Origin of the sequence: Streptomyces sp. NPDC051636 (assembly GCF_044453765.1) — a bacterium.
Lineage (GTDB): Bacteria > Actinomycetota > Actinomycetes > Streptomycetales > Streptomycetaceae > Streptomyces.
In genome coordinates this window covers 1-18,041 of record NZ_JBITDA010000055.1, presented here as the reverse complement: position 1 = coordinate 18,041, position 18,041 = coordinate 1, and the positions used below count along the sequence as shown (strand labels likewise).

The window sequence follows — 18,041 nt, the reverse complement described above, 5'->3', positions numbered from 1 at the left end:
ACCTCGGCGAGGTCGAGCCACTCCTGGTGCTGCCGGCGGCCGTCGGCGGCCTGGGCCCTGGCGGCGGCGACTCCACGGCTCACGGGGCGGCGGGCGCTCATCGGCGGGCTTCCTTTGCGGGGATCACGAAGACGACGGCAGCGGGGAACAGGTGGGAGCGGGGCTCGCGGTACCGGGCGGCGATGGCGGCGAGTTCGCGTTCGCGTTCGGCGGGCAGGCCCTCCAGGCGTTCCTGCCAGCGCCGGCGGTCGTCCTCGAACTGGCGGCGCTCGTGGCCGGTCAGCTCGTGGGTGGAGAGGAGAGCGAGCTGCTCGCCTTCGCCGTCGCCCTCCTCCTTGAGCTTGGCGCGCAGAGTCGCCTCGAAGCGGTCGAGGGTCGCGGTGATACGGCGCTCCTCCTCCGCGCGGCGGTCGGCGAGCCTGCTCTCCAGCTGGCGGCCGAGTTCGCCGGCGCGGGCCTCCAGGGAGCGGTAGAGCGGGTCACGGAGCTTCGGCCAGGCCTCGGTGAGTTCCCTGCGGAGGTGCGGGGCCGCCTCGATGCCCGCCGAGAGGGCCTGGGAGAGGACCCTGCCCTGCTCACCCACCGACTCCCAGCGGCGGAAGCGGCCCGTGTCGCCGAACCAGCCGCCCGCGTACAGCACTTCCTCGTGCAGGCGGGTGCCGTCGGTGCCGACGAGGACGTACCGGGCGTACGCGGAGACGAGGGTCGTCGTCACGGCCGGGTCGTCGGACACGACGGCGGTGACGCGGTTCAGGTCGATCAGGTCCGCGTTCCAGACGGCGGCGGTCAGCAGGCGCGTGGAGAGGGCCACGAGCGGGTGCTTGAGGTGGGCCAGGACCACGTCGTCCCTGCCCTGGGCGGCCACCGTCGGGGAGAAGGTGAGCGGCCGCTGCTCGCCCTCGCGGAGCTTGTGGGCGAGGCCTCGGGTGGCGCGCTCCCAGCTGCCGGACAGGGGCTGCACGTCGAAGAGGTCACCCGGCTGGAAGTCCTCCGCCCGGAGTGTGGACGGCAGCAGCGGCGGCTGGTTGTCCAGGGCCAGCGCGGTGTCCACGACGCGCTTGACGTTGCCCGGCGTCAGGCCGAGCGCGTTCACCGTCTCGTCGTACTGGTCGGCGAGCCGCTTCGTCTGCGCGGTGACGTTCTGCTCCGGCGCGACCTCGCCGCCCGTGCGGCGGCCCTTGATCGGCTTGGGACGCGCGTTCTCGATGTCGACGGGCGCGGTGTCGCCGGTCATCCGGCGCTGTACGGCGTCGGCGAGGACGGCGTTGACGGAGCCGAGGTCGTGCTCCATGCGCGCGACCTTCTTGGCGACCCGGGAGAGGAACTCCAGGTCGGCCTCGTACGAGCCGGCCTGCGCCTGCTGCCAGCCGGAGCCGATGAAGTGGGTGATCTCCGGGTCCCGCTTCTGGCCCCAGCGGTCGATACGGCCGATGCGCTGTTCGAGCTTGTTGGGGTTGAAGGGGATGTCGTAGTTGATCAGGCGGTGGCAGTGGTTCTGGAGGTCGATGCCCTCGCCGGCGGCGTCGGTGGCCAGGAGGATGCGGACCTTGCCCTCCTCGCGGGACGGCTCGGTCTGGAAGCCGAGCCGGATGCGCTCGCGCTCCTCGGCGGACAGTCCGCCGTGCAGGCGCTCGACCCGGCCGCCGTCGGTGAGTTCCTCCTGCTGGAGGAGGTCGTACAGCCACTCCTGCGTGTCGCGGTACTCGGTGAAGACCACGACCCGTTCGTTGGTCCACTTCCTGCCGTCGGGGCGGCAGACGGCCTTGAGCGCACGGATGAGCGCTTCCGCCTTGGAGTCCGGTGCCGCCTCGTGGGTGAGGGCCCAGCGCTCCATCTCCTGGAGCAGGTCCAGTTCCTGACCGTCCTCCGCCGGCGTGAGCGAGGTGGAGCGGGTCAGCGCGTCGTCCTCGGCGTCGACCAGACCGGTGTCGTCGAGATCGGCGACGAGGTCCGCGAACTCCTCCAGCCACTCCGGTACGTCGGCGGCGGCCGTACGGCCGCGCGCGGGGCCGGTGTCCTCCAGGTGGGAGAGGTAGACCTGGACGGTGTGGAGGAAGGCCGCCGGTGAGGAGAACAGCCGCTTCTTCAGCAGCAGGGTCACCAGGTCGGCGGCGCGGCGTCCGCCACGGGCCTTCGGGGTCAGCTTCCTGCGTCGCAACTCGGCGAAGGAGCCGAGCAGTTGGTGGATCTCGCGTTCCTGCGGGGTGTAGTCGACGGGGAGTTCGAGCGTCTTGCGCGTACGGAAGCGTGGCGTGCCGTCCGCGTTGGTGACCGTCGACTTCAGACGTCGTACGACCGTGTCCCTGAGCGCTTCCTTGTCGGGGTCCACGCCGCGCGCGAAACGCTGGTCGTCGATCAGCTCCAGGAGCGCCGTGTACGACTCGGGGTAGCCGTTGTGCGGGGTGGCGGACAGGAAGAGCCGGTGCTCGAAGTGCGGGACGAGGCGCCGGATCAGCTTGGTCTGCTGGGAGTCGACCGCGTACACCTGCTTGGGCGCGGCGGGCGCGACGTGGTGCGCCTCGTCGAGGACGAGCAGGTCGAAGAAGCGCTTGTGCTCGCCGTCGGCGCTCTCCTCGGGCGCGCCGATGACTTCGTCCAGGAGGCGCTGGGCCTTCTGGCCGCGCAGCCAGGGCAGGGAGACGATGGTCAGCGGGTGGACGCGGAAGGGGTTGGCGGCGGTGCCGTGGGTGCGGCGCAGGCGGGCGCAGTGCTCGGAGTCGACGATGGTGAACTCCAGGCCGAACTTCTCCGCCATCTCGTCGCGCCACTTGAGGGTGAGGCCGGCCGGGCAGACGACCATGGTGCGGCGGGCCCGGCCGCGCAGCAGCAGTTCCTGCACGACGAGGCCGGCCTCGATGGTCTTGCCGAGACCGACGTCGTCCGCGAGGAGGAGGTTGACGCGGGGCGCGCCGACCGCGCGGGAGACCGGCTCCAGCTGGTACGGCTCGACGGCGACGCCGGAGCGGAACGGGGCCTGGAGGGTCCTGGCGTCGGCGGAGGCGACAGCGGACCAGCGGACAGCGTCGAGGAACGCGGCGAGGCGGTTCGGGGAGTCGTAGGAGCCGGTGGAGGCGTCGGGGAGGGAACCGGCGGGCAGGACGCGGCGGCCGGGCTCGACCTCCCAGATGACGGAGAGGGTGTCGCCGAATCGGCCGTCGGCGACGGACTGGAGGTGGACCAGGGTGGCGGAGCGCCTGTTCTCCTCGCCGTCGGGGGCGGCCGGGGACGGCTCGACGCGGGCGACCACCCAGGACTGGCCGCGCACCTCGACCAGATTGCCCTCCTCGGGGAGCGCCTGCGCCCCCGTCCGCTCCGTCTCGCGCTGAGCTGCTGGCGTCATGGGCGCTGTCCCCTCGGTGTTCTGCTGCCGTCGTCCGTAGACAGTGTCCTGTCTCCCCTCCGGAACGAGGTGACCGCAGGCTAACACGACGCATTGCCTGTGAACAGAGATTACAAAAGTATCGGGTGGGGGAGGGGGCTCAGCCCATGCGGCGCAGCCGCTCCAGGAGCTTCCGGCTGCGTCCGTGCCCGGCGTCGGACGCGGGCAGGACCGTCTCCTCCTCGTCGGCCAGGCGGCGCAGCAGTTCCCCGGCAGCGTGCCGTTCCCCGGTGCGGACCAGCAGGACGGCGATCTCGTAGCGGGTGTCCAGCACGGCGGGGTGGCCCGGCCCGAGCAGGCTGCGCTGTTCGGCGAGGACCGACTTAAGCTCGTCCAGCGCCTGGCGGGTGCGGCCGAGCGCGCCCGCGCACAGGGCCGCTCCGGCCCGGGCGCCGAGCGTGTCCGCGCGGTCGAGGCCGGGGACGGCCATCAGTTTCCGGTACTCCTCCAGAGCACGGGCGGGACGTCCCGCCCTGCGCAGGGCGGCCAGTTCGGCCAGCCGCGGGTGAGCGGGCGTGGCCGCGGTGGCCGGAGCCGGCCGGGGCGCCCAGGCGGCGAGCAGGGCGGCCACCTCCTCGGCGGAGGCGGGCCGGTCCTCCGGCCTCTTCTCCAGCAGCCGCTCCACCAGCGCCCGCAGGCCGTCCGGTACGCCGGGGCGGCGGTCGGCGAGCGGCGGGACGGGGTCGTTGGCGTGCCGGTGGTACAGCATGAAGGGGCTGGCGTCGGTGAAGGGGGGCGCGCCGGTGAGCAGTTCGTACAGGACGCAGCCCAGCGAGTAGAGGTCGCTCGCGGGCACGGTCCGGCCCACAGCCTGTTCGGGCGCCATGTAGACGACCGTGCCCGGAGTGGCGTTGGAGGCGGTGAAACGGGTCTCGCCGGGCTGGGGCTCCAGAGCGGCGGCGACCCCGAAGTCCAGGACCCTGACCTCCCCGCCGGGCGTGATCATCAGGTTCGACGGTTTGAGGTCACGGTGCACAACGCCCTGGCCGTGGGCGTAGGACAGCACCTCGGACGTGCGGCGGGCCACGTCCGCCGCCTGCTCGACGTCCAGCGGGCCGTCGTTCTTGAGGACCGCGTCCAGGGCGCGGCCCGGGACGAGATCCATGACCAGGTACAGCTCGCCCTCGTGGTTGCCGTGGTCGTGGACGGCGGGGACACCCGGGTGCCGCAGGCGGCCGGTCAGGCGGATCTCGCGCAGGAACCGGCGCTCCAGCGTGCTGAGTTCGGCACCGCGACCGCGCGTCGCGAGGACCTTGACCGCCACCTCGCGGTCGTGGTCGCGGTCACGGGCCGCCCAGACGACACCCATGCCGCCCCGGCCCAGTTCGTGCGTCAGCTCGTACCGCCCAAGGCTTCGCCGCATCGCGCCCCGTCCCCAGTCCCGGCTCCTGCCGCGCCCGTCCCCTCCCGGCGGCCGGAGGCGTCACGGCGCCCGGCCGACGGGGCCATTCTGTCACCGGTCACGACACTCCTGTGCCGCACGTGACCGGAAAGGTGGGGCGTACACCGGTCGGGCCGGCACCTGGGGCGCGGCGACGTGGCTCACAGGGGCATCGGGCCCTGCGGGACCAGGAAGGGACGGCGCGGGTCCTCGGGCGGAGTCCGCCTGACGGCCAGCCCGGAGTCCGGCTCCGGCAGGTGGGGTGCGAGGGCCGCGTAGACCTCGGCCGCGGAGGAGGGGCGGTCGTCCGGCCGCTTGGCCAGCAGGGCGGTGATCAGGTCCTGGAGGTCCCCGGGCACGCGTACCCCCGCGTCGGCGACGAGGGGCGGGGGCGAGGCGAGATGGTGGGAGGCCAGGAGCGCCGGCTGATCGGTGGGAAAGGGTGTCTCCCCGGTGAGCATGTGGTGCAACAGGCAGCCCACGGCATACAGGTCGCTGCGGCCGTCGAGCCGGTCCCGCCCGGCCAGCAGCTCGGGAGAGGCGCAGAAGAGGTTGCCGACGCCCTCGCCGGTCGCCGTCAGCCGCGGGTCGGCGTCACTGAGCAGCTTGACCAGGCCGAAGTCCAGGATCTTCACGATGCCGTCGCGCCGGACCATGATGTTCTGCGTCTTCAGGTCACGGTGCACCAGGTCGGCGGCATGGACCGCGGACAGCCCCGCACACAGCTGGGCGGCTACGGCGGCCGCCGAGCAGACGTCGAACCGGCCGTCCTCCTGCTGGTCGAAGAGGTACTCGAGCGTGGTGCCGTCGATCAGTTCCATCACCAGACAGCAGGTGTCGTCCGTGATCGACGCGTCGAAGACCGTGGCGACGTTCGAGTGGTCCAGGCGTGCGGCCGCCCGCGTCTCCCTGCCGAACCGTGTCAGTGCCGCGTCGCGGCTGCTCGCCACGGCCAGCAGTTCCGTGGCGACGGTCTTCACCGCGACGGGCCGGTCCAGAGGAAGGTCACGCCCCTGCCACACCTGTCCCATCACACCTCGGCCCAGGACGGACTCCAGCCGATAGCGGTCACGGAGCACCATTCCCGGCGCGGGACTCCACATATTCGCCGACCTCCACATTCCCTGCACATCACGGTGGAACGCGCACTCTGTGAACAAAGTCAATGAGGGTAGTAGCCTTCCCTGCACGAACGGCCACTGGGATGCCGACCAGCCCAGCCGCCAAGTACCTCGGAGACTGATCGATGAGTACCCATGACGCCGTTCCCGTCAGCCTGGCCGAGATCGCGCGGATCGCCGGCGTCGGGCGAGCCGCCGTGAGCAACTGGCGGCGCCGCCACGACTCCTTCCCCACCCGCATCGGAGGCACCGACGTCAGTCCGCAGTTCTCGCTGGCAGAGGTCGAGCAATGGCTGCGGGACAACGGCAAGCTCAAGGACGTCGGCGGCCGGGAACTGCTCTGGCCGCGCTTCGAGGCACTCGGCAGCAGGAACGAGTCGGGGCTGGCCGTCGCCGAGGCGGCCCGCCGGATGCGCTCCTCCAGGGCACGGATCGTCCATGCCGAACTCTCCGCGCAGGCCCGTGACCTGGTGGCCGAGGCGGCGAAGGTGGGACGGGAGGAGGGACCGCGCGAGACCTTCGAGTTCCTGCTGCAACGGTGGCTGGAAACCCACGTCCGACAGCTCAGCACCACGCCGCCCCAACTCGCCACGCTGATGGCCCGGATCGCCCTCGCCGTCCGCCTCGGCCCGGCAGAGGGCGGACTGACCCTGCTCGATCCGGCGTGCGGTACCGGACACCTGGCCGCTGCCGCCGCGCAGGAGTACGACGGCCCGGGGCTGGAGCTGCTCGCGTGCGAAAGGGACCCGGCGCTGGCGGCGCTGGCGTCCGGCCGGCTCGAGTTCGTCGCGCAGGACCGCGACATCCGTACGCGGATCGCCACCGCCGACTCGCTGCGGGACGACCCCTTCGCCGGAGCGAAAGCCGACATCGCACTGTGCAACCCGCCGTTCAACGAACGTGACTGGGGCTACGAGGAACTCGCCACCGACCAGCGCTGGACTCACGGCCTGCCCCCGCGCACCGAACCCGAGCTGGCCTGGGTGCAGCACCTGCTCTCCCACCTCAAGCCCGGCGGGACCGCCGTGGTCGTCCTTCCGCCGGCTGTCGCGTCACGCAGGGCGGGCCGCCGTATCCGCGGTTCACTGCTGCGCACCGGAACGCTCCGGGCCGTCGTGTCCCTGCCTCCCGGCAGCGCACAACCGCACAGCGTGTCACTGCAGTTGTGGGTCCTGCGCGCGGCGCCGGACAACCCTGCCGCCGCTCCCCCGAGCCAGGACGCCCTCCTGGTGGACGCCACACGTTTCGCAAGGCCGGGAACGCGCGAGCCGAGCCCCGACTGGGACAGCCTCGGTTCCTTCGTCCTCACCGCGATGGCGGCCCTCGGCCACTCGGACCAGGAGCCGCCGGAGGACACCGTCCGTGTCCCCCTGCTCGACCTTCTGGACGACGAGGTGGACGTCACTCCGGGCCGCTACACCGCAGCGACGACCGAACCTTCCCACAAGGAACTTGCCCTCAAGTGGGACGAGTTCGGGTCGTTGCTGACCGATCTCGCCGATCATGCGCGGCGTCTGTCCGTACTCGGCTTCGAGACCGGGACTCCGCAGACCACAACGACGGTGGGAGAACTCGTCAAAGCCGGCGCCCTGACACTGCGCGCCGGCCGGCAGCCGTCGGAGACGGTCCCGCCGGCCCGCGGGGCCGCCGTCCCGCTCCTCACCATCGCCGACCTCCTGCACGACGGCACCCCCGGCGGGCTGCTCCCCACCGACTCGGCACACGCCACCGCCGAGGACGGTGACGTCGTGGTCGCCGGAGCGGCTCGGGCCTTCAAGGCATGGGTCCACGAAGGACCACCGATCGCCCTGGGCCCCCAGCTCTACGCCCTGCGGGTCGACGCGGAGAAGCTGGATGCCCACTTCCTCGCCGGCTGTCTGCGCGCCCCCGCCAACGGACGCCAGGCAGGCACCCACGCCTCCGCTTCGTCACGGGTCGACATCCGCCGTCTCCAGGTGCTCCAGCTTCCCCTGGAGAAGCAGACCGTGTATGCCGGGACGTTCCGTCGCCTCCGGGCCTTCGAAGCGCTGCTCGCCGCGGCTGACAGTTCGGGCAAGGGGTTGGCGGGCGACACGAGTGATCGGCTTGCGGCAGGCGGGCTGACCACCTGACATCCCCCGGCCGGGCCGATTCCCCCGCACACGGCCTGTCCCCGGACCCGCGTCCCGGTGGCGCGGCCGCGCGGCCGTAGGGAGCGGGTTTCTGTCACACGGTGATGCGGCGCCCGGTGATGGTGAGGGGTTCGATGCGGATCCACAGGTCGCGTTGTCCGCCGGCCCAGGGCGTGCTGTACGCATGCTCCTCCAGCCGTCGCACGTCGTCGGCATCCGTCACGGCGCTGGCGCTTCCGCGCACCAGAACGCTCCAGCCCTGACTGAACGCTCCGTCGATACGGTCCACCTCGAACGCCACCTGGGAGCCGGATGCCTGCGCCGGTGTGGCGTGAGGATCGGTCCTGAAGACGATCGCCCCCTCCACGACGCCGTAGTTCACGGGGACGATCAGCGGCCCCGTGCCGGTGGCCACCGCGAGTCTGCCCACACCGTGCGTCGAGAGCAGGTCCCGGCACTCCTGGGCGCTCAGTTCGGTGAACTTCGGATGCCCGCCGGCCTGCCCCAGTCCCGGCGGCAGATCGACGTCGCCGCCGGTGAGCTCCCGCACCGTGGTCTTGAGGGCACCGGCCAGCCTGAGAAGGGTCGCTGCGCCGGGGGCGGCGGTCGACCGCTCCTCGAGGTACTGCAGGTAGCTGGAGGCCATGCCCGCCCGCTCTGCCGTTTCCTCTCGGGACAGACCCAGTTCCTCGCGCCGCAGGGTGAGCCTGCGCCCGAGGTCGCCCATGGGGTGGCCCTCCACCGGGTGGTTCGACGATGCCTGTGCGGCCATGGCCTGTCACTTCCTCTCGTCAAGCCGCCCGGACGGCGACGACCTCGTGCTGCTGTCCGCCGAGTACCACCTTGAGCGCGCCGGTGTCGGCTGCCTGCCCGAAGATGTCGTACGCCTCCTCCATGTGGTCCAGCGGGAAGGTGTGCGTGATCAGCGAGGAGGTGGGCAGCCGGCCGGCGGCCGCCATCCGCAGCAGGGTGGGGGTGGAATAGGTGTCGACCAGGCCGGTGGTGATGGTCACGTTCCTGCTCCACAGATCTTCGAGGTGCAGTGTCGCGGGCCTGCCGTGTACGCCGATGTTGGCCACGTGGCCGCCCGGCCGCACCATGCGGGTACACAGCTCGAAGCTCTCCGGAGCCCCGACCGCCTCGATGACCACGTTGGCGCCCACGCCTTCGGTGAGGTCGGCGACCAGTTGCTCGGGCTCCTCACCGGCATTGGCCAGGGCGTCGGCACCGAGCCGTTTGGCGGCGTCCAGCCGGGCCGCGGCCGGGTCCACGGCGATGATGCGCTCCGGGGCGAACAGCTGGGCCGTGGTAATCGCGGCGAGCCCGACCGGGCCGGCTCCGACGACGGCGACGGTGTCCCCCGGCCGTACGTGTCCGTTGAGCACGCCCACCTCGTAGGCGGTGGGGAAGATGTCCGCGAGCAGCACGGCGTCCTTGCTGTCCACTGCGCCGGCCAGCGCATGGACGGACAGGTCGGCGAAGGGTACGCGGACGTATTCGGCCTGTGTGCCGTCGATCAGATGGCCGAGAATCCAGCCTCCGCCACCGCGGCACTGGCCGTACGACTTCTCCCAGCAGTAGCCGCACCGGCCGCAGGCGGTGATGCAGGACACCAGGACGCGGTCGCCCGGCTGCACAGTGTGCACGTCGCGGCCGATCTCGACGATCTCGCCGACCGCCTCGTGGCCCAGCACCGTGCCGGGGCGCACCTCGGGGACGTCGCCCTTGAGGATGTGCAGGTCCGTCCCGCAGATGGTGGTGGTGTCGACGCGCACGATCGCGTCGGTGGCTTCCTTGATGTCAGGGTCCGGGACCTCCTCCCAAGCGGACTTGCCGGGGCCGTGGAAGACGAAGCCCTTCATGGTGATCGTTCCCTCCTCCCCCTCCTCCCCCTCGGTCTGCCGTCGGCGCTGTGCCGGAGGCACGACCGGGCGCCGGGGTGATGCCGGGATCGGCCCACAGATCCAGCTTGGCCGACAGTCCCCGGCTTCGCATGGGCCGGTCGGCCCCCTCGCGCCGCCGGACGGGAACGCCCTGGCGGCGGGGCCGTCCGTCTCCGGCAGGCGGGGCGTCCCCGCCCGCACCGCCGGCCGTGCGCCTCCCTGCCACCGCGCAGACCGTCCCCGCCTGCGGATCCGGCCGTCCCGGCCGCCCGGGGCCCCGCACGCGACCCCCGCGCGTGCGGGGCGCCGAAGAGGGCCGATCGGCCCTACCCTCCGCCGGGAGCACCCCTCGAAAATGGTCTGATGCTCGACGAAGACGCCTTTCGCACCCTCGACCGGCGGGAGTCCCTGCGCCTTCTGGCCAAGGTGCCGGTCGGCCGCGTGGTGTACACCCGGCGGGCGCTACCCGCCGTTCTGCCGGTCAACTTCTCGCTGGACGAGGACGCCTCCGTACTGCTGTGCACGTCGGCCGGCTCCGACCTCGTGCGCGCCATCGACGGCGTCGTGGTCGCCTTCGAGGCGGACGAGTTCGCCGCGGCAACCCAGTCGGGCTGGAGCGTGGTGGTCACCGGCCGTGCCACCGTGGTGACCGACCCCGCCGAGCACGAGCGGCTGTCGCGGACCGGCTTCCGCTCCTGGATGCCCTTGCGGAACGGGGTCTTCGTACGGATCGAGTCCGAGATGGTCACCGGACGCGAACTCACGGGCACCCGCGCCAGGCACTGAGCCACAGCCCACGGCAGGCGCCGGCCGCGAGTCGGCAGGGCCCGGACCCGTGCCATCGACGATCCCCGCGCGGCTCGTCCAGCGTGCCGTCGACGCCGTTGAGCACCACCTCGTGGTCAACACGCTGCTCGGCCCCGTCGTAGTGCATGGCTCCGGAACCTCGCTGACGCCTCCCCGGAGCAGGCCGCCACGATGACGGTGCTCGGCATGCCTGTGCGACTTGCCGGACGATGACCGGTAACGTGTCCTGATGTCCCGATGGGAGGGCATGCGGTCGTGGCCGGATTCGAGCTGACTCTGCGCGGTGTCACGGACGACTGCGTCATCGCCGCGGCGGCCGGACCCATGGACTACCTCAACCTGCGGACCCTCCACGCCGATGCCCAAGCGCTGCTGCGCCCAGGGCGACGGCTGGTGCTGGATCTGTCCCAGGTGGACTTCTTCGACTCTTCCGGTCTGAACACACTGCTGAGGCTGCACCGGCAGGCCGCGGAACTGGGCGGTTCGCTGGCCCTGACGCAGGTGCCGGCGCGAGTGCGGCAGATCCTGGCCCTGACCGGAACGGACACGGTGCTGAAGGTGTACGCCACGCCCGACGACGCGGTGACCGGGCCGGTGTGGCCGGGGGACGCCGGCCATATCCCCCCGGGCGAATGATCGCCCTCTCCTGGCCGTCGACGAGTACACCGGCGCCGCCCTTCAGGTGCGGGCCGGCCTGCTCGCGGTGCGGAAGCGGCCGGTGCACTCGATGACGACATCGGCCCCGAGGCCGCCCCGGGCCAGGGCGGCCGGGTCGCGCTCGGCGGTCACGGCGACGCGCCGGCCGTCGACCGTGGGCGAGCTGTCGTCGTGTCCGACGCTGCGGTGCAGGCGGCCGTACGCGGAGTCGTACGCCGGCAGCCGGGCCGGCGCCGCCGGCGAGGTGACGTCGTTGACGGCCACCACCTCGGCCGGCGTGCCCGCCGCCGTCCCCGCGCCGGCCCGCTGACCGGACACGGGACCGGGCTCGGGCCGTACGGGGCCGGGTGAGGGACGTTCGGCCCACGGGTTCCCCGGCCGGGGCTGCGTGAGACCGGCTTCCGCACGGGCAGGGCCCGAGCGGCCCCATGGCCGGGGACGTCCGGTACCTGCCGTCGGTCCGGGGCTCGTCGGACGCTGGAACCGCGCCGCACCGAGAGTCCGGGAGGAGCATCTGATGAAGGCAGCAGTCGTCCGGTCCTTCGGCGAGCCGCTGGTGATCGAAGAGCGGCCCGGCCCCGAACCCGGCCCGGGCCAGGTCCGCATCCGTCTGGAGGCGTCCGGGCTGTGCCACACGGACATCCAAACCGAGGTCTTCGAGCTCCACGCCGCCGGACACACCAAGGTCGGCTACGAGACCCGGCCGCTCGCGAGCGTCAACGAGTCCGTCGGCGACGTCCTGGACGGGCGGATCAAGGCACGCGTCGTCTTCGAGATGTGACCGCCCGCCTGGCTGACGCGTCGCCCGCACCGACCGGGTGCGGCGCGGCGCGCGGCCCCGTTTCCCCCTCTCCCCGGATGCCGGAAGGAAGAGCACCGCCATGGTCCGTTACGTGTACGCGTTCACGGAGGGCGGCCGTGACATGGCCGGCCTCCTCGGCGGCAAGGGCGCCGACCTGGCCGAGATGACCCGCATGGGCCTGCCGGTGCCGCCCGGCTTCACCGTCACCACCGAGGCGTGCCACGGCTACCTCACCACGGGCTCCGAGCCGGAGGGCCTGGCCCGCGAGATCTCCGGCCACCTGAGCGTGCTGGAGCAGGCCGCCGGACGCCGGCTCGGGCAACGCGACGACCCCCTGCTGCTGTCGGTCCGGTCCGGGGCCCGGTTCTCCATGCCCGGCACGACGGAGACGATCCTCGGCATCGGCCTCAACGACGAATCCGTCCTCGGTCTGGCGAAGGTCTCCGGGAACGAACGCTTCGCCTGGGACTCCTACCGCCGCCTTGTGCAGATGTTCGGCAGTACCGTCATGGGCGTCGACGGCTCGCTGTTCGAGAACCTCATGGCCGGCCTGAAGGATGTCCGGGGCGCGGCCGACGACCTCGGCCTGGGCGCGGCAGACCTGTTCAGGCTCGTCGAGGCGTACAAGGAGGTCATCCGCCAGGAGACGGGAGAGTACTTCCCGCAGTCCCCGGCCGAGCAGCTGCAGCAGGCGGTCCTCGCGGTGTTCCAGTCCCGCAACGGCGAGCGCGCCCGCCTGTACCGCCGCCGTGAGCACATCTGCGACGACCCGGGCACCGCGGTCAGCGTGCAGACCATGGTCTTCGGCAACCTCGGCCCCGACTCCGGCAGCGGCGTCGCCTTCACCCGCGACCCGGCCACCGGACAGCCCGGCCTGTACGGCGGCTACCTGCCCGACGCGCAGGGTGAGGACGTCGTCGCCGGCATCCGCAACACCGTCCCGCTGGACGAACTGAGGCGCCTGAACCCGCGGGCGTTCGCCCGGCTGCGCGACCACATGCGGGCGTTGGAGACCCACTACCGGGACCTGTGCGACATCGAGTTCACCGTCGAACGCGGCCGGCTGTGGATGCTGCAGCCCCGGGGCGGCAAGCGGACCGCCGAAGCCGCCTTCGCCATCGCCGCCGAACTGGTCGACGAGGGCCTCATCACGCCGGACGAGGGCCTGGCGCGAGTGAGCGGGGACGGGCCCGCCCGCTGATGTTCCCCCGCTTCGGCACCGCCGCCACCGCTGACGCGCTCGCCCACGAAGACGCCGGTGCCGATGACGCTGCCGATCACGGGGGCTGAAGCGGCGGGCAGGCCAAGTGCCGCCGTGGCAGAGGGCCTTGAACCGCTCCGTCGGGTAGGGGGCATGGGTGCGCTCCTTGCCGGCATCGCTGCCGATCGGCCGATCCGGGCAACGATCCTTGTGCGGCACGGCGATCATGGTCAGCGGCCACAAGGCCCCCCGCTGGGCCCGTTGGTCCCAAGCCGGGCGGCGCCGCCGCGGACCCGGTGCCGAGCGGCCCCGGCCACAGGGCCCAGTGGCCCATGGGCTGGACCGGGCCTCCCGAAGACGCTGGAGGTGTCACGCCGGAACTCCTTGTAGGAGGCACGTCATGAACGTTCCCCCCACGCCCAGCATGCTGCGGGCGCTTCCGGCCGAGCACCGGACCCGGCTGATGCAGCTCGCCCGGGAGGTTTCCTTCCCGCAGGGCATCCGCATCTTCGAGGAGGGGGCCCGCGCCGACCGGTTCTGGATCATCCGCACCGGCAGCGTCGCCCTCGACATGCACGTACCCGGATGCCGCTCGGCCGTCATCGAGACCCTCGGTCACAACGAGCTCATCGGCTGGTCCTGGCTCTTCGCCCCGCACACCTGGCACCTGGGTGCGGAGGCGACCAGTCCGGTGCGCGCCTACGAGTTCGACGCCGCCACGGTCCGCTCGACCTGCCAGGACGACCCCCCGCTCGGCCTGGCCGTGGCCCAGTGGGTGGGTGACATCGTCGCTCACCGGCTGCGCTCGGCCCGCACCCGCCTGCTGGATCTGTACGCCCCCTACGGCAGCGGCAGCCTCCGGTGACCACCCCCAGGAGTCGAAGCGACCATGACCAAGGAGGCGTCATGCCCGGCAGCCCGCACATCGTGAGCGACGTGATGAGCCACACCGTCGCCGCCATCGGCCGCGAGGCCGCCTTCAAGGACATCGTGCGGATGATGCTGGACTGGCAGGTCAGTGCCCTGCCCGTCCTGGAGGGCGAGGGCCGGGTCGTCGGGGTCGTGTCCGAGGCCGACCTGCTGCCCAAGGAGGAGTTCCGCGACGCCGACCCCGACCGGTACACCCAGCTGCGGCGCCTGGACGATCTCGCGAAGGCCGGCGCGGTGACCGCCGGGGAGCTGATGACCTCGCCCGCCCTCACCGTCCGCGCGGACGCGACGCTCTCCCAGGCCGCGCGGACCATGGCTCGCGCCAAGGTCAAGCGGCTCCCCGTCGTCGACGAACTGGGCACGCTGCAGGGCATCGTCAGCCGCGCCGACCTGCTGAAGGTGTTCCTGCGGGATGACGAGGACATCGCGGAGGAGGTCCGCAGGGAGGTGGTGTCGTACCTCTTCCCGGAGCCGCGGTCAGCCGCACGCGTAGTGGTACGGGAAGGAGTCGTGCAGCTCCGCGGCAGCATCCCGGACACCTCGCTGGTCCCGGTGGCCGCACGTTTGATCCGGGCCGTCGAGGGCGTCGTGGACGTCGAGTTCGACCTCACCCGGCACGGCGGCTGAAAGGCCCGGCTCGTCGTGGTCTTCGGAGGAACAGCAGGACCGCTTCCGGCGCCGGCCGGATGACCCTGGCGGCGCTGGAGGCTCTCTCAGCGCGCCGAGGGCCGGTCGGCCCGGACCGGTGGCCTCTTCACCCGCTCACCCCGGCTGCGGGATCACGGCGACCGGGCAGGCGGCGTGGTGCAGCACCGCGTGGGCGACGCGGCCGAGCTGGAGTCCGAGGGCGCCCGGGGTTGCGGCGGGCGCCGACGACCAGAGGTCGGCGCCGTGCGAGGCGCTCACCAGCACCCTGCCGACCGGGCCCTCGACCGTGTGCCGGTGCAGTTCCAGGTCCTCCGGGGCGCCGGCCAGCGCAGCCTCCAGGGTCTCGGCGGCCTTCTCCTCGTGGGCGCGGGCGGGTTCGCCGGCCGGCAGGGGATGGTCGGTCGTCTCGTGCGCGGGGCACCGCCAGGCCCGTACGGCCTCCAGAGCCGCACCGCGCCGCCGCGCCTCCTCGTAGGCGAGGCGGACGGCCGCGGTCTCCTCCGGGGCGTCTCCGACACCGACGAGGATGCGCCCTCGGGTCCCGGACACGGCAGCGCGTACTCCGGCTCCTCGGGCAGCACTTCGCAGCTGAGGGGAGATGCCCGCTCATCCCGGTGCGTTGTCAGCACGTCGCTGTGGGTGACGTAGTCACGTCGGCGGCTCAGAACAGCGCGTCCTCGGCCCCCTCCCCGAAATCCGCCCCACCGCGCGCGGCCAGCTGTTCCCTGCGCTTGCGGACGGCCGCCGGAGAGGGCGGCGGCAGGTCGGGGTGCTTCTCCCGCGCCTTCATCTCCGAGTCCTTGTGCAGACCGAGGTGGATTTCGTCGGCGTACGCCTGGTGGTTCAACTGCCGCAGGCGGTCGATGATCTCGGTCCGGGCAAGCAGGCCGATGGTGTAGCGGGTGCCCTGGTCGGTCTCGTGGAAGCCGTGGTCGAGCGGGAAGGTCTCATGGGCCGGATCGGCGGACGAGGTCTGCCCGGACCCGTCCAGGAGATCGAGCCAGCCGTACGCCTCGACGGTGGCTTTGTCGATCTCTTCATGGATGCTGCGCAGTTCGGCGATGTCCTCGTCCTGGCAGTCGGGGTTGTGGACCAGGTTGTAGGTGGCCGTGAGGCCCGTACCGCGCGCGAGCATCAAGTCCCGGCGGTAGGTTTCGAGGCGGGTTCCGGCCGCACTGAGGCGTTCAGTGAGCGGAGGACGGACAAGAGTCTCGAATACGTCGGTCGGCGTGTAGCGGAGATCGCCCTTCATGGTCGAGCCGCGGTCGATCGCCCACCAGTAGTGGGGCCCACTGCTCAGAACAGCGAGGGTGCCGGGGCTGCTGTCCGCCACCACGGCCAACGCATCGGAGAACACATGAGCAGTGGAGACACGCGCGGGCATCACGGTGTGCGTGTGCCTGGTGATCGCGATGCACTGCTGCAAACCGTCCAGAGCCTTGTACAACCCGGGTGCCCACTCCGCGAAAAGCCACCAGCGGTTGCGGCGGGACTCACGATTGTTCAAGGCGCGTTCGGGCTTCACTTCACGTACGACCTGCTCGTACGCGCGAGGATATTTCCTGGCCTCGCTTTCCGGCCAGTCGCGGAAGGTGATGACCCAGCGCTGAGTGGCATGTGCGGGGTCGTTGTTCAGTTCCTTGCCATTGAGGTAGGGGAACAGTACGTCCGCATATCGCGGATCCTCGGAGATCCAGCTCTCCGCCACCGATTCATCCAGGGTGAAGCCCATGCCGAACACGCATGAACCCTTGAACGACACGCCTTTGTTGACCACCAGCCGCTCGGCCCAGGAGCTGAGCCGGGTTTCCGCGTTCAGGGAAGTGGAAATGCCTTTGGAAGAGGGCTTCCCGTTGAGTACGTAACGTGCTCCAGGATGGAGTGGACGCATACTGGTCCATACGGCGCAGTACTCGAGTGCGGCCGACCGGGAAGGCCACCGCTCGCTCTTGACGGCGCGCATCACTCGCGCATCGAATCTCTCCAGTTGGTCCAGGCTCACCTCTCGGGCATCACCCTGCGCGAGGGTGTTGGTGGCGATGACGCCGGAAACCCCGCGAGAGTTCAGGAGTTGGTGAACGCGCAGGACGAAGTACGCAACGAGATCCGCGTTTCCCCTGCGCTCCGCGACAAAATCAACCAGATGCTCACGGTATGCCTCGCCGAAGGAGCCACCGATCTTTGATCCTCCCAAGAACGGAGGGTTTCCCACGATCGCGTCGAACCCCCCGCTCCGCGAGAACACCTCCGGGAAGACGAGTGGCCAGTGCATGGGCCGCCGCTCCAACGCCCCCTCCGGAAGTTCCACCCCCAGCCACTCCTCCGCCGTCGCCCGCGCCTCGCGCACCGCGTCCGAGTCGTTCTCGACCCCGTCCGCAACGATCCGCTGCACAGTCCACGCAGCCCGCGGGAAGAGGTCCCGAATCCGCTCGCCCCGGTCCTCTCCGTACCAAGGCATCCGCCCCGAAGCACAGGTGGCCAGCGCAGCGCCCGCGATCAGGTCGCCCACCAGCCGCAGCCTTCGCGAGTGCCGGTTGACCTCCTCCAGCCGCTCGCGCTTCTGCTGAAGCGCCGGCAGGTCGACGCCCTTGATGGCGGTGATCGCCAGGCGTTCATGGGTCAGCTGGTCCACCAACTGCCGGGCCTGCTCGGCCAGGATGTCGGCCTGTGTACCCGGCTTCATGTGCACGGACTGGATCTGCTCCATGCTGTGCACGCCCAGCAGCGAGTCCCCCGCCACCAGCCGGTCGTCGAGGAACGTGAACGGCCGCTCCGGGTCCATGGAGACCAGCCAGAGCGACAGCTTGGCCATCTCCACGGCCATGGGGTTGATGTCAACCCCGTACAGGCAGTGCTCGATGATCTGGCGTCGGGCCTCGACGACCACCGGGTCCTGCTCGGCGTCCGCCGCGGTCACCGCGTCCACGGCCCGGCCCGCGCGGTAGGTCATCGCGTCCGTGCGGCCCTCCGACTCCCACGCCTCGATCAAGCGGTCGCCCAGGTAGCGGCAGGCTGCGACCAGGAAGGCCGCCGAGCCCATCGCGATGTCCGCGACCTTCAGGTCGAGGATCTGGTCCGCCGACTTCAGGCGCCACTCGGCCGTGTCCGCCGTCTGGAGCGG

General features: G+C 71.5%; 11 protein-coding genes and 4 pseudogenes. 7 read left to right on the top strand and 8 right to left on the bottom strand.

Going from position 1 to position 18,041, the window contains the following annotated elements:
- Positions 1 to 97: 97 nt before the first annotated feature.
- The 3 genes from drmD to ACIBBH_RS41225 all read right to left on the bottom strand — a co-directional run bounded on the left by drmD (position 98) and on the right by ACIBBH_RS41225 (position 5,842).
- Positions 98 to 3,340, bottom strand: a complete 3,243-nt coding sequence (gene drmD, locus ACIBBH_RS41235; RefSeq protein ID WP_399413952.1) for a DISARM system SNF2-like helicase DrmD — start codon at positions 3,338 to 3,340, stop codon at positions 98 to 100.
- Positions 3,341 to 3,479: 139 nt separating this feature from the next.
- Positions 3,480 to 4,742, bottom strand: coding sequence for a protein kinase (locus tag ACIBBH_RS41230; protein ID WP_399413950.1), 1,263 nt, complete (start codon positions 4,740 to 4,742; stop codon positions 3,480 to 3,482).
- Positions 4,743 to 4,921: 179 nt separating this feature from the next.
- Positions 4,922 to 5,842, bottom strand: coding sequence for a serine/threonine-protein kinase (locus ACIBBH_RS41225; RefSeq protein ID WP_399413948.1), 921 nt, complete (start codon positions 5,840 to 5,842; stop codon positions 4,922 to 4,924).
- A 164-nt stretch (positions 5,843 to 6,006) separates the two neighbouring features.
- On the opposite strand from ACIBBH_RS41225, the gene ACIBBH_RS41220 reads away from it, so the two are divergent.
- On the top strand, positions 6,007 to 7,992 hold the full coding sequence (locus ACIBBH_RS41220; RefSeq protein ID WP_399413946.1) for an N-6 DNA methylase: 1,986 nt from the start codon (positions 6,007 to 6,009) through the stop codon (positions 7,990 to 7,992).
- Between the two features lie 94 nt (positions 7,993 to 8,086).
- Here the strand turns inward: ACIBBH_RS41220 and ACIBBH_RS41215 are convergent, their stop codons facing one another.
- Both ACIBBH_RS41215 and ACIBBH_RS41210 read right to left on the bottom strand, forming a co-directional pair.
- Positions 8,087 to 8,764 carry a helix-turn-helix domain-containing protein gene (locus ACIBBH_RS41215; RefSeq protein WP_399413944.1) on the bottom strand — a complete coding sequence of 226 codons (678 nt, stop codon included), beginning with the start codon at positions 8,762 to 8,764 and terminating at the stop codon, positions 8,087 to 8,089.
- A 19-nt stretch (positions 8,765 to 8,783) separates the two neighbouring features.
- Positions 8,784 to 9,854 carry a zinc-dependent alcohol dehydrogenase family protein gene (locus ACIBBH_RS41210; protein WP_399413942.1) on the bottom strand — a complete coding sequence of 357 codons (1,071 nt, stop codon included), beginning with the start codon at positions 9,852 to 9,854 and terminating at the stop codon, positions 8,784 to 8,786.
- Between the two features lie 384 nt (positions 9,855 to 10,238).
- Between ACIBBH_RS41210 and ACIBBH_RS41205 the strand changes: the two genes are divergently transcribed.
- Complete coding sequence (locus ACIBBH_RS41205) at positions 10,239 to 10,661, top strand: pyridoxamine 5'-phosphate oxidase family protein (protein WP_399413940.1); 423 nt, start codon at positions 10,239 to 10,241, stop codon at positions 10,659 to 10,661.
- Between the two features lie 258 nt (positions 10,662 to 10,919).
- Complete coding sequence (locus ACIBBH_RS41200) at positions 10,920 to 11,318, top strand: STAS domain-containing protein (RefSeq protein WP_399413938.1); 399 nt, start codon at positions 10,920 to 10,922, stop codon at positions 11,316 to 11,318.
- 31 nt (positions 11,319 to 11,349) lie between these two features.
- Here ACIBBH_RS41200 and ACIBBH_RS41195 read toward each other — a convergent pair.
- Positions 11,350 to 11,657 (bottom strand): annotated as a pseudogene (locus ACIBBH_RS41195) (glyceraldehyde 3-phosphate dehydrogenase NAD-binding domain-containing protein); the annotation flags it as partial.
- Positions 11,658 to 11,856: 199 nt separating this feature from the next.
- Here ACIBBH_RS41195 and ACIBBH_RS41190 point away from each other — a divergent pair.
- From ACIBBH_RS41190 to ACIBBH_RS41175, 4 genes and pseudogenes are all read left to right on the top strand, one after another.
- Positions 11,857 to 11,982: pseudogene (locus ACIBBH_RS41190) on the top strand (zinc-dependent alcohol dehydrogenase); the annotation flags it as partial.
- A 238-nt stretch (positions 11,983 to 12,220) separates the two neighbouring features.
- Positions 12,221 to 13,416 (top strand): annotated as a pseudogene (locus tag ACIBBH_RS41185) (PEP/pyruvate-binding domain-containing protein); the annotation flags it as partial.
- A 326-nt stretch (positions 13,417 to 13,742) separates the two neighbouring features.
- The gene (locus ACIBBH_RS41180) at positions 13,743 to 14,207 is read left to right on the top strand and encodes a cyclic nucleotide-binding domain-containing protein (protein WP_399413936.1); all 465 of its coding nucleotides are present in this window, start codon (positions 13,743 to 13,745) and stop codon (positions 14,205 to 14,207) included.
- A gap of 41 nt (positions 14,208 to 14,248) precedes the next feature.
- Positions 14,249 to 14,899 (top strand): CBS domain-containing protein, encoded by a 651-nt coding sequence (locus ACIBBH_RS41175; protein ID WP_399413934.1) that lies wholly within the window; start codon positions 14,249 to 14,251, stop codon positions 14,897 to 14,899.
- A 135-nt stretch (positions 14,900 to 15,034) separates the two neighbouring features.
- Here the strand turns inward: ACIBBH_RS41175 and ACIBBH_RS41170 are convergent.
- Together ACIBBH_RS41170 and ACIBBH_RS41165 are read right to left on the bottom strand one after the other, a co-directional pair.
- Positions 15,035 to 15,493: pseudogene (locus ACIBBH_RS41170) on the bottom strand (universal stress protein); the annotation flags it as partial.
- Positions 15,494 to 15,581: 88 nt separating this feature from the next.
- Positions 15,582 to 18,041: Eco57I restriction-modification methylase domain-containing protein (locus ACIBBH_RS41165; protein WP_399413932.1), on the bottom strand; the 2,460-nt coding region annotated here is incomplete at its 5' end.

Coding starts and splice junctions, on each gene's coding strand:
- ACIBBH_RS41230 (WP_399413950.1), bottom strand. CDS start 4,742: ATGCGGCGAAGCCTTGGGCGGTACGAGCTGACGCACGAACTGGGCCGG.
- ACIBBH_RS41225 (WP_399413948.1), bottom strand. CDS start 5,842: ATGGTGCTCCGTGACCGCTATCGGCTGGAGTCCGTCCTGGGCCGAGGT.
- ACIBBH_RS41200 (WP_399413938.1), top strand. CDS start 10,920: ATGGGAGGGCATGCGGTCGTGGCCGGATTCGAGCTGACTCTGCGCGGT.
- ACIBBH_RS41205 (WP_399413940.1), top strand. CDS start 10,239: ATGCTCGACGAAGACGCCTTTCGCACCCTCGACCGGCGGGAGTCCCTG.
- drmD (WP_399413952.1), bottom strand. CDS start 3,340: ATGACGCCAGCAGCTCAGCGCGAGACGGAGCGGACGGGGGCGCAGGCG.
- ACIBBH_RS41180 (WP_399413936.1), top strand. CDS start 13,743: ATGAACGTTCCCCCCACGCCCAGCATGCTGCGGGCGCTTCCGGCCGAG.
- ACIBBH_RS41215 (WP_399413944.1), bottom strand. CDS start 8,764: ATGGCCGCACAGGCATCGTCGAACCACCCGGTGGAGGGCCACCCCATG.
- ACIBBH_RS41175 (WP_399413934.1), top strand. CDS start 14,249: ATGCCCGGCAGCCCGCACATCGTGAGCGACGTGATGAGCCACACCGTC.
- ACIBBH_RS41210 (WP_399413942.1), bottom strand. CDS start 9,854: ATGAAGGGCTTCGTCTTCCACGGCCCCGGCAAGTCCGCTTGGGAGGAG.
- ACIBBH_RS41220 (WP_399413946.1), top strand. CDS start 6,007: ATGAGTACCCATGACGCCGTTCCCGTCAGCCTGGCCGAGATCGCGCGG.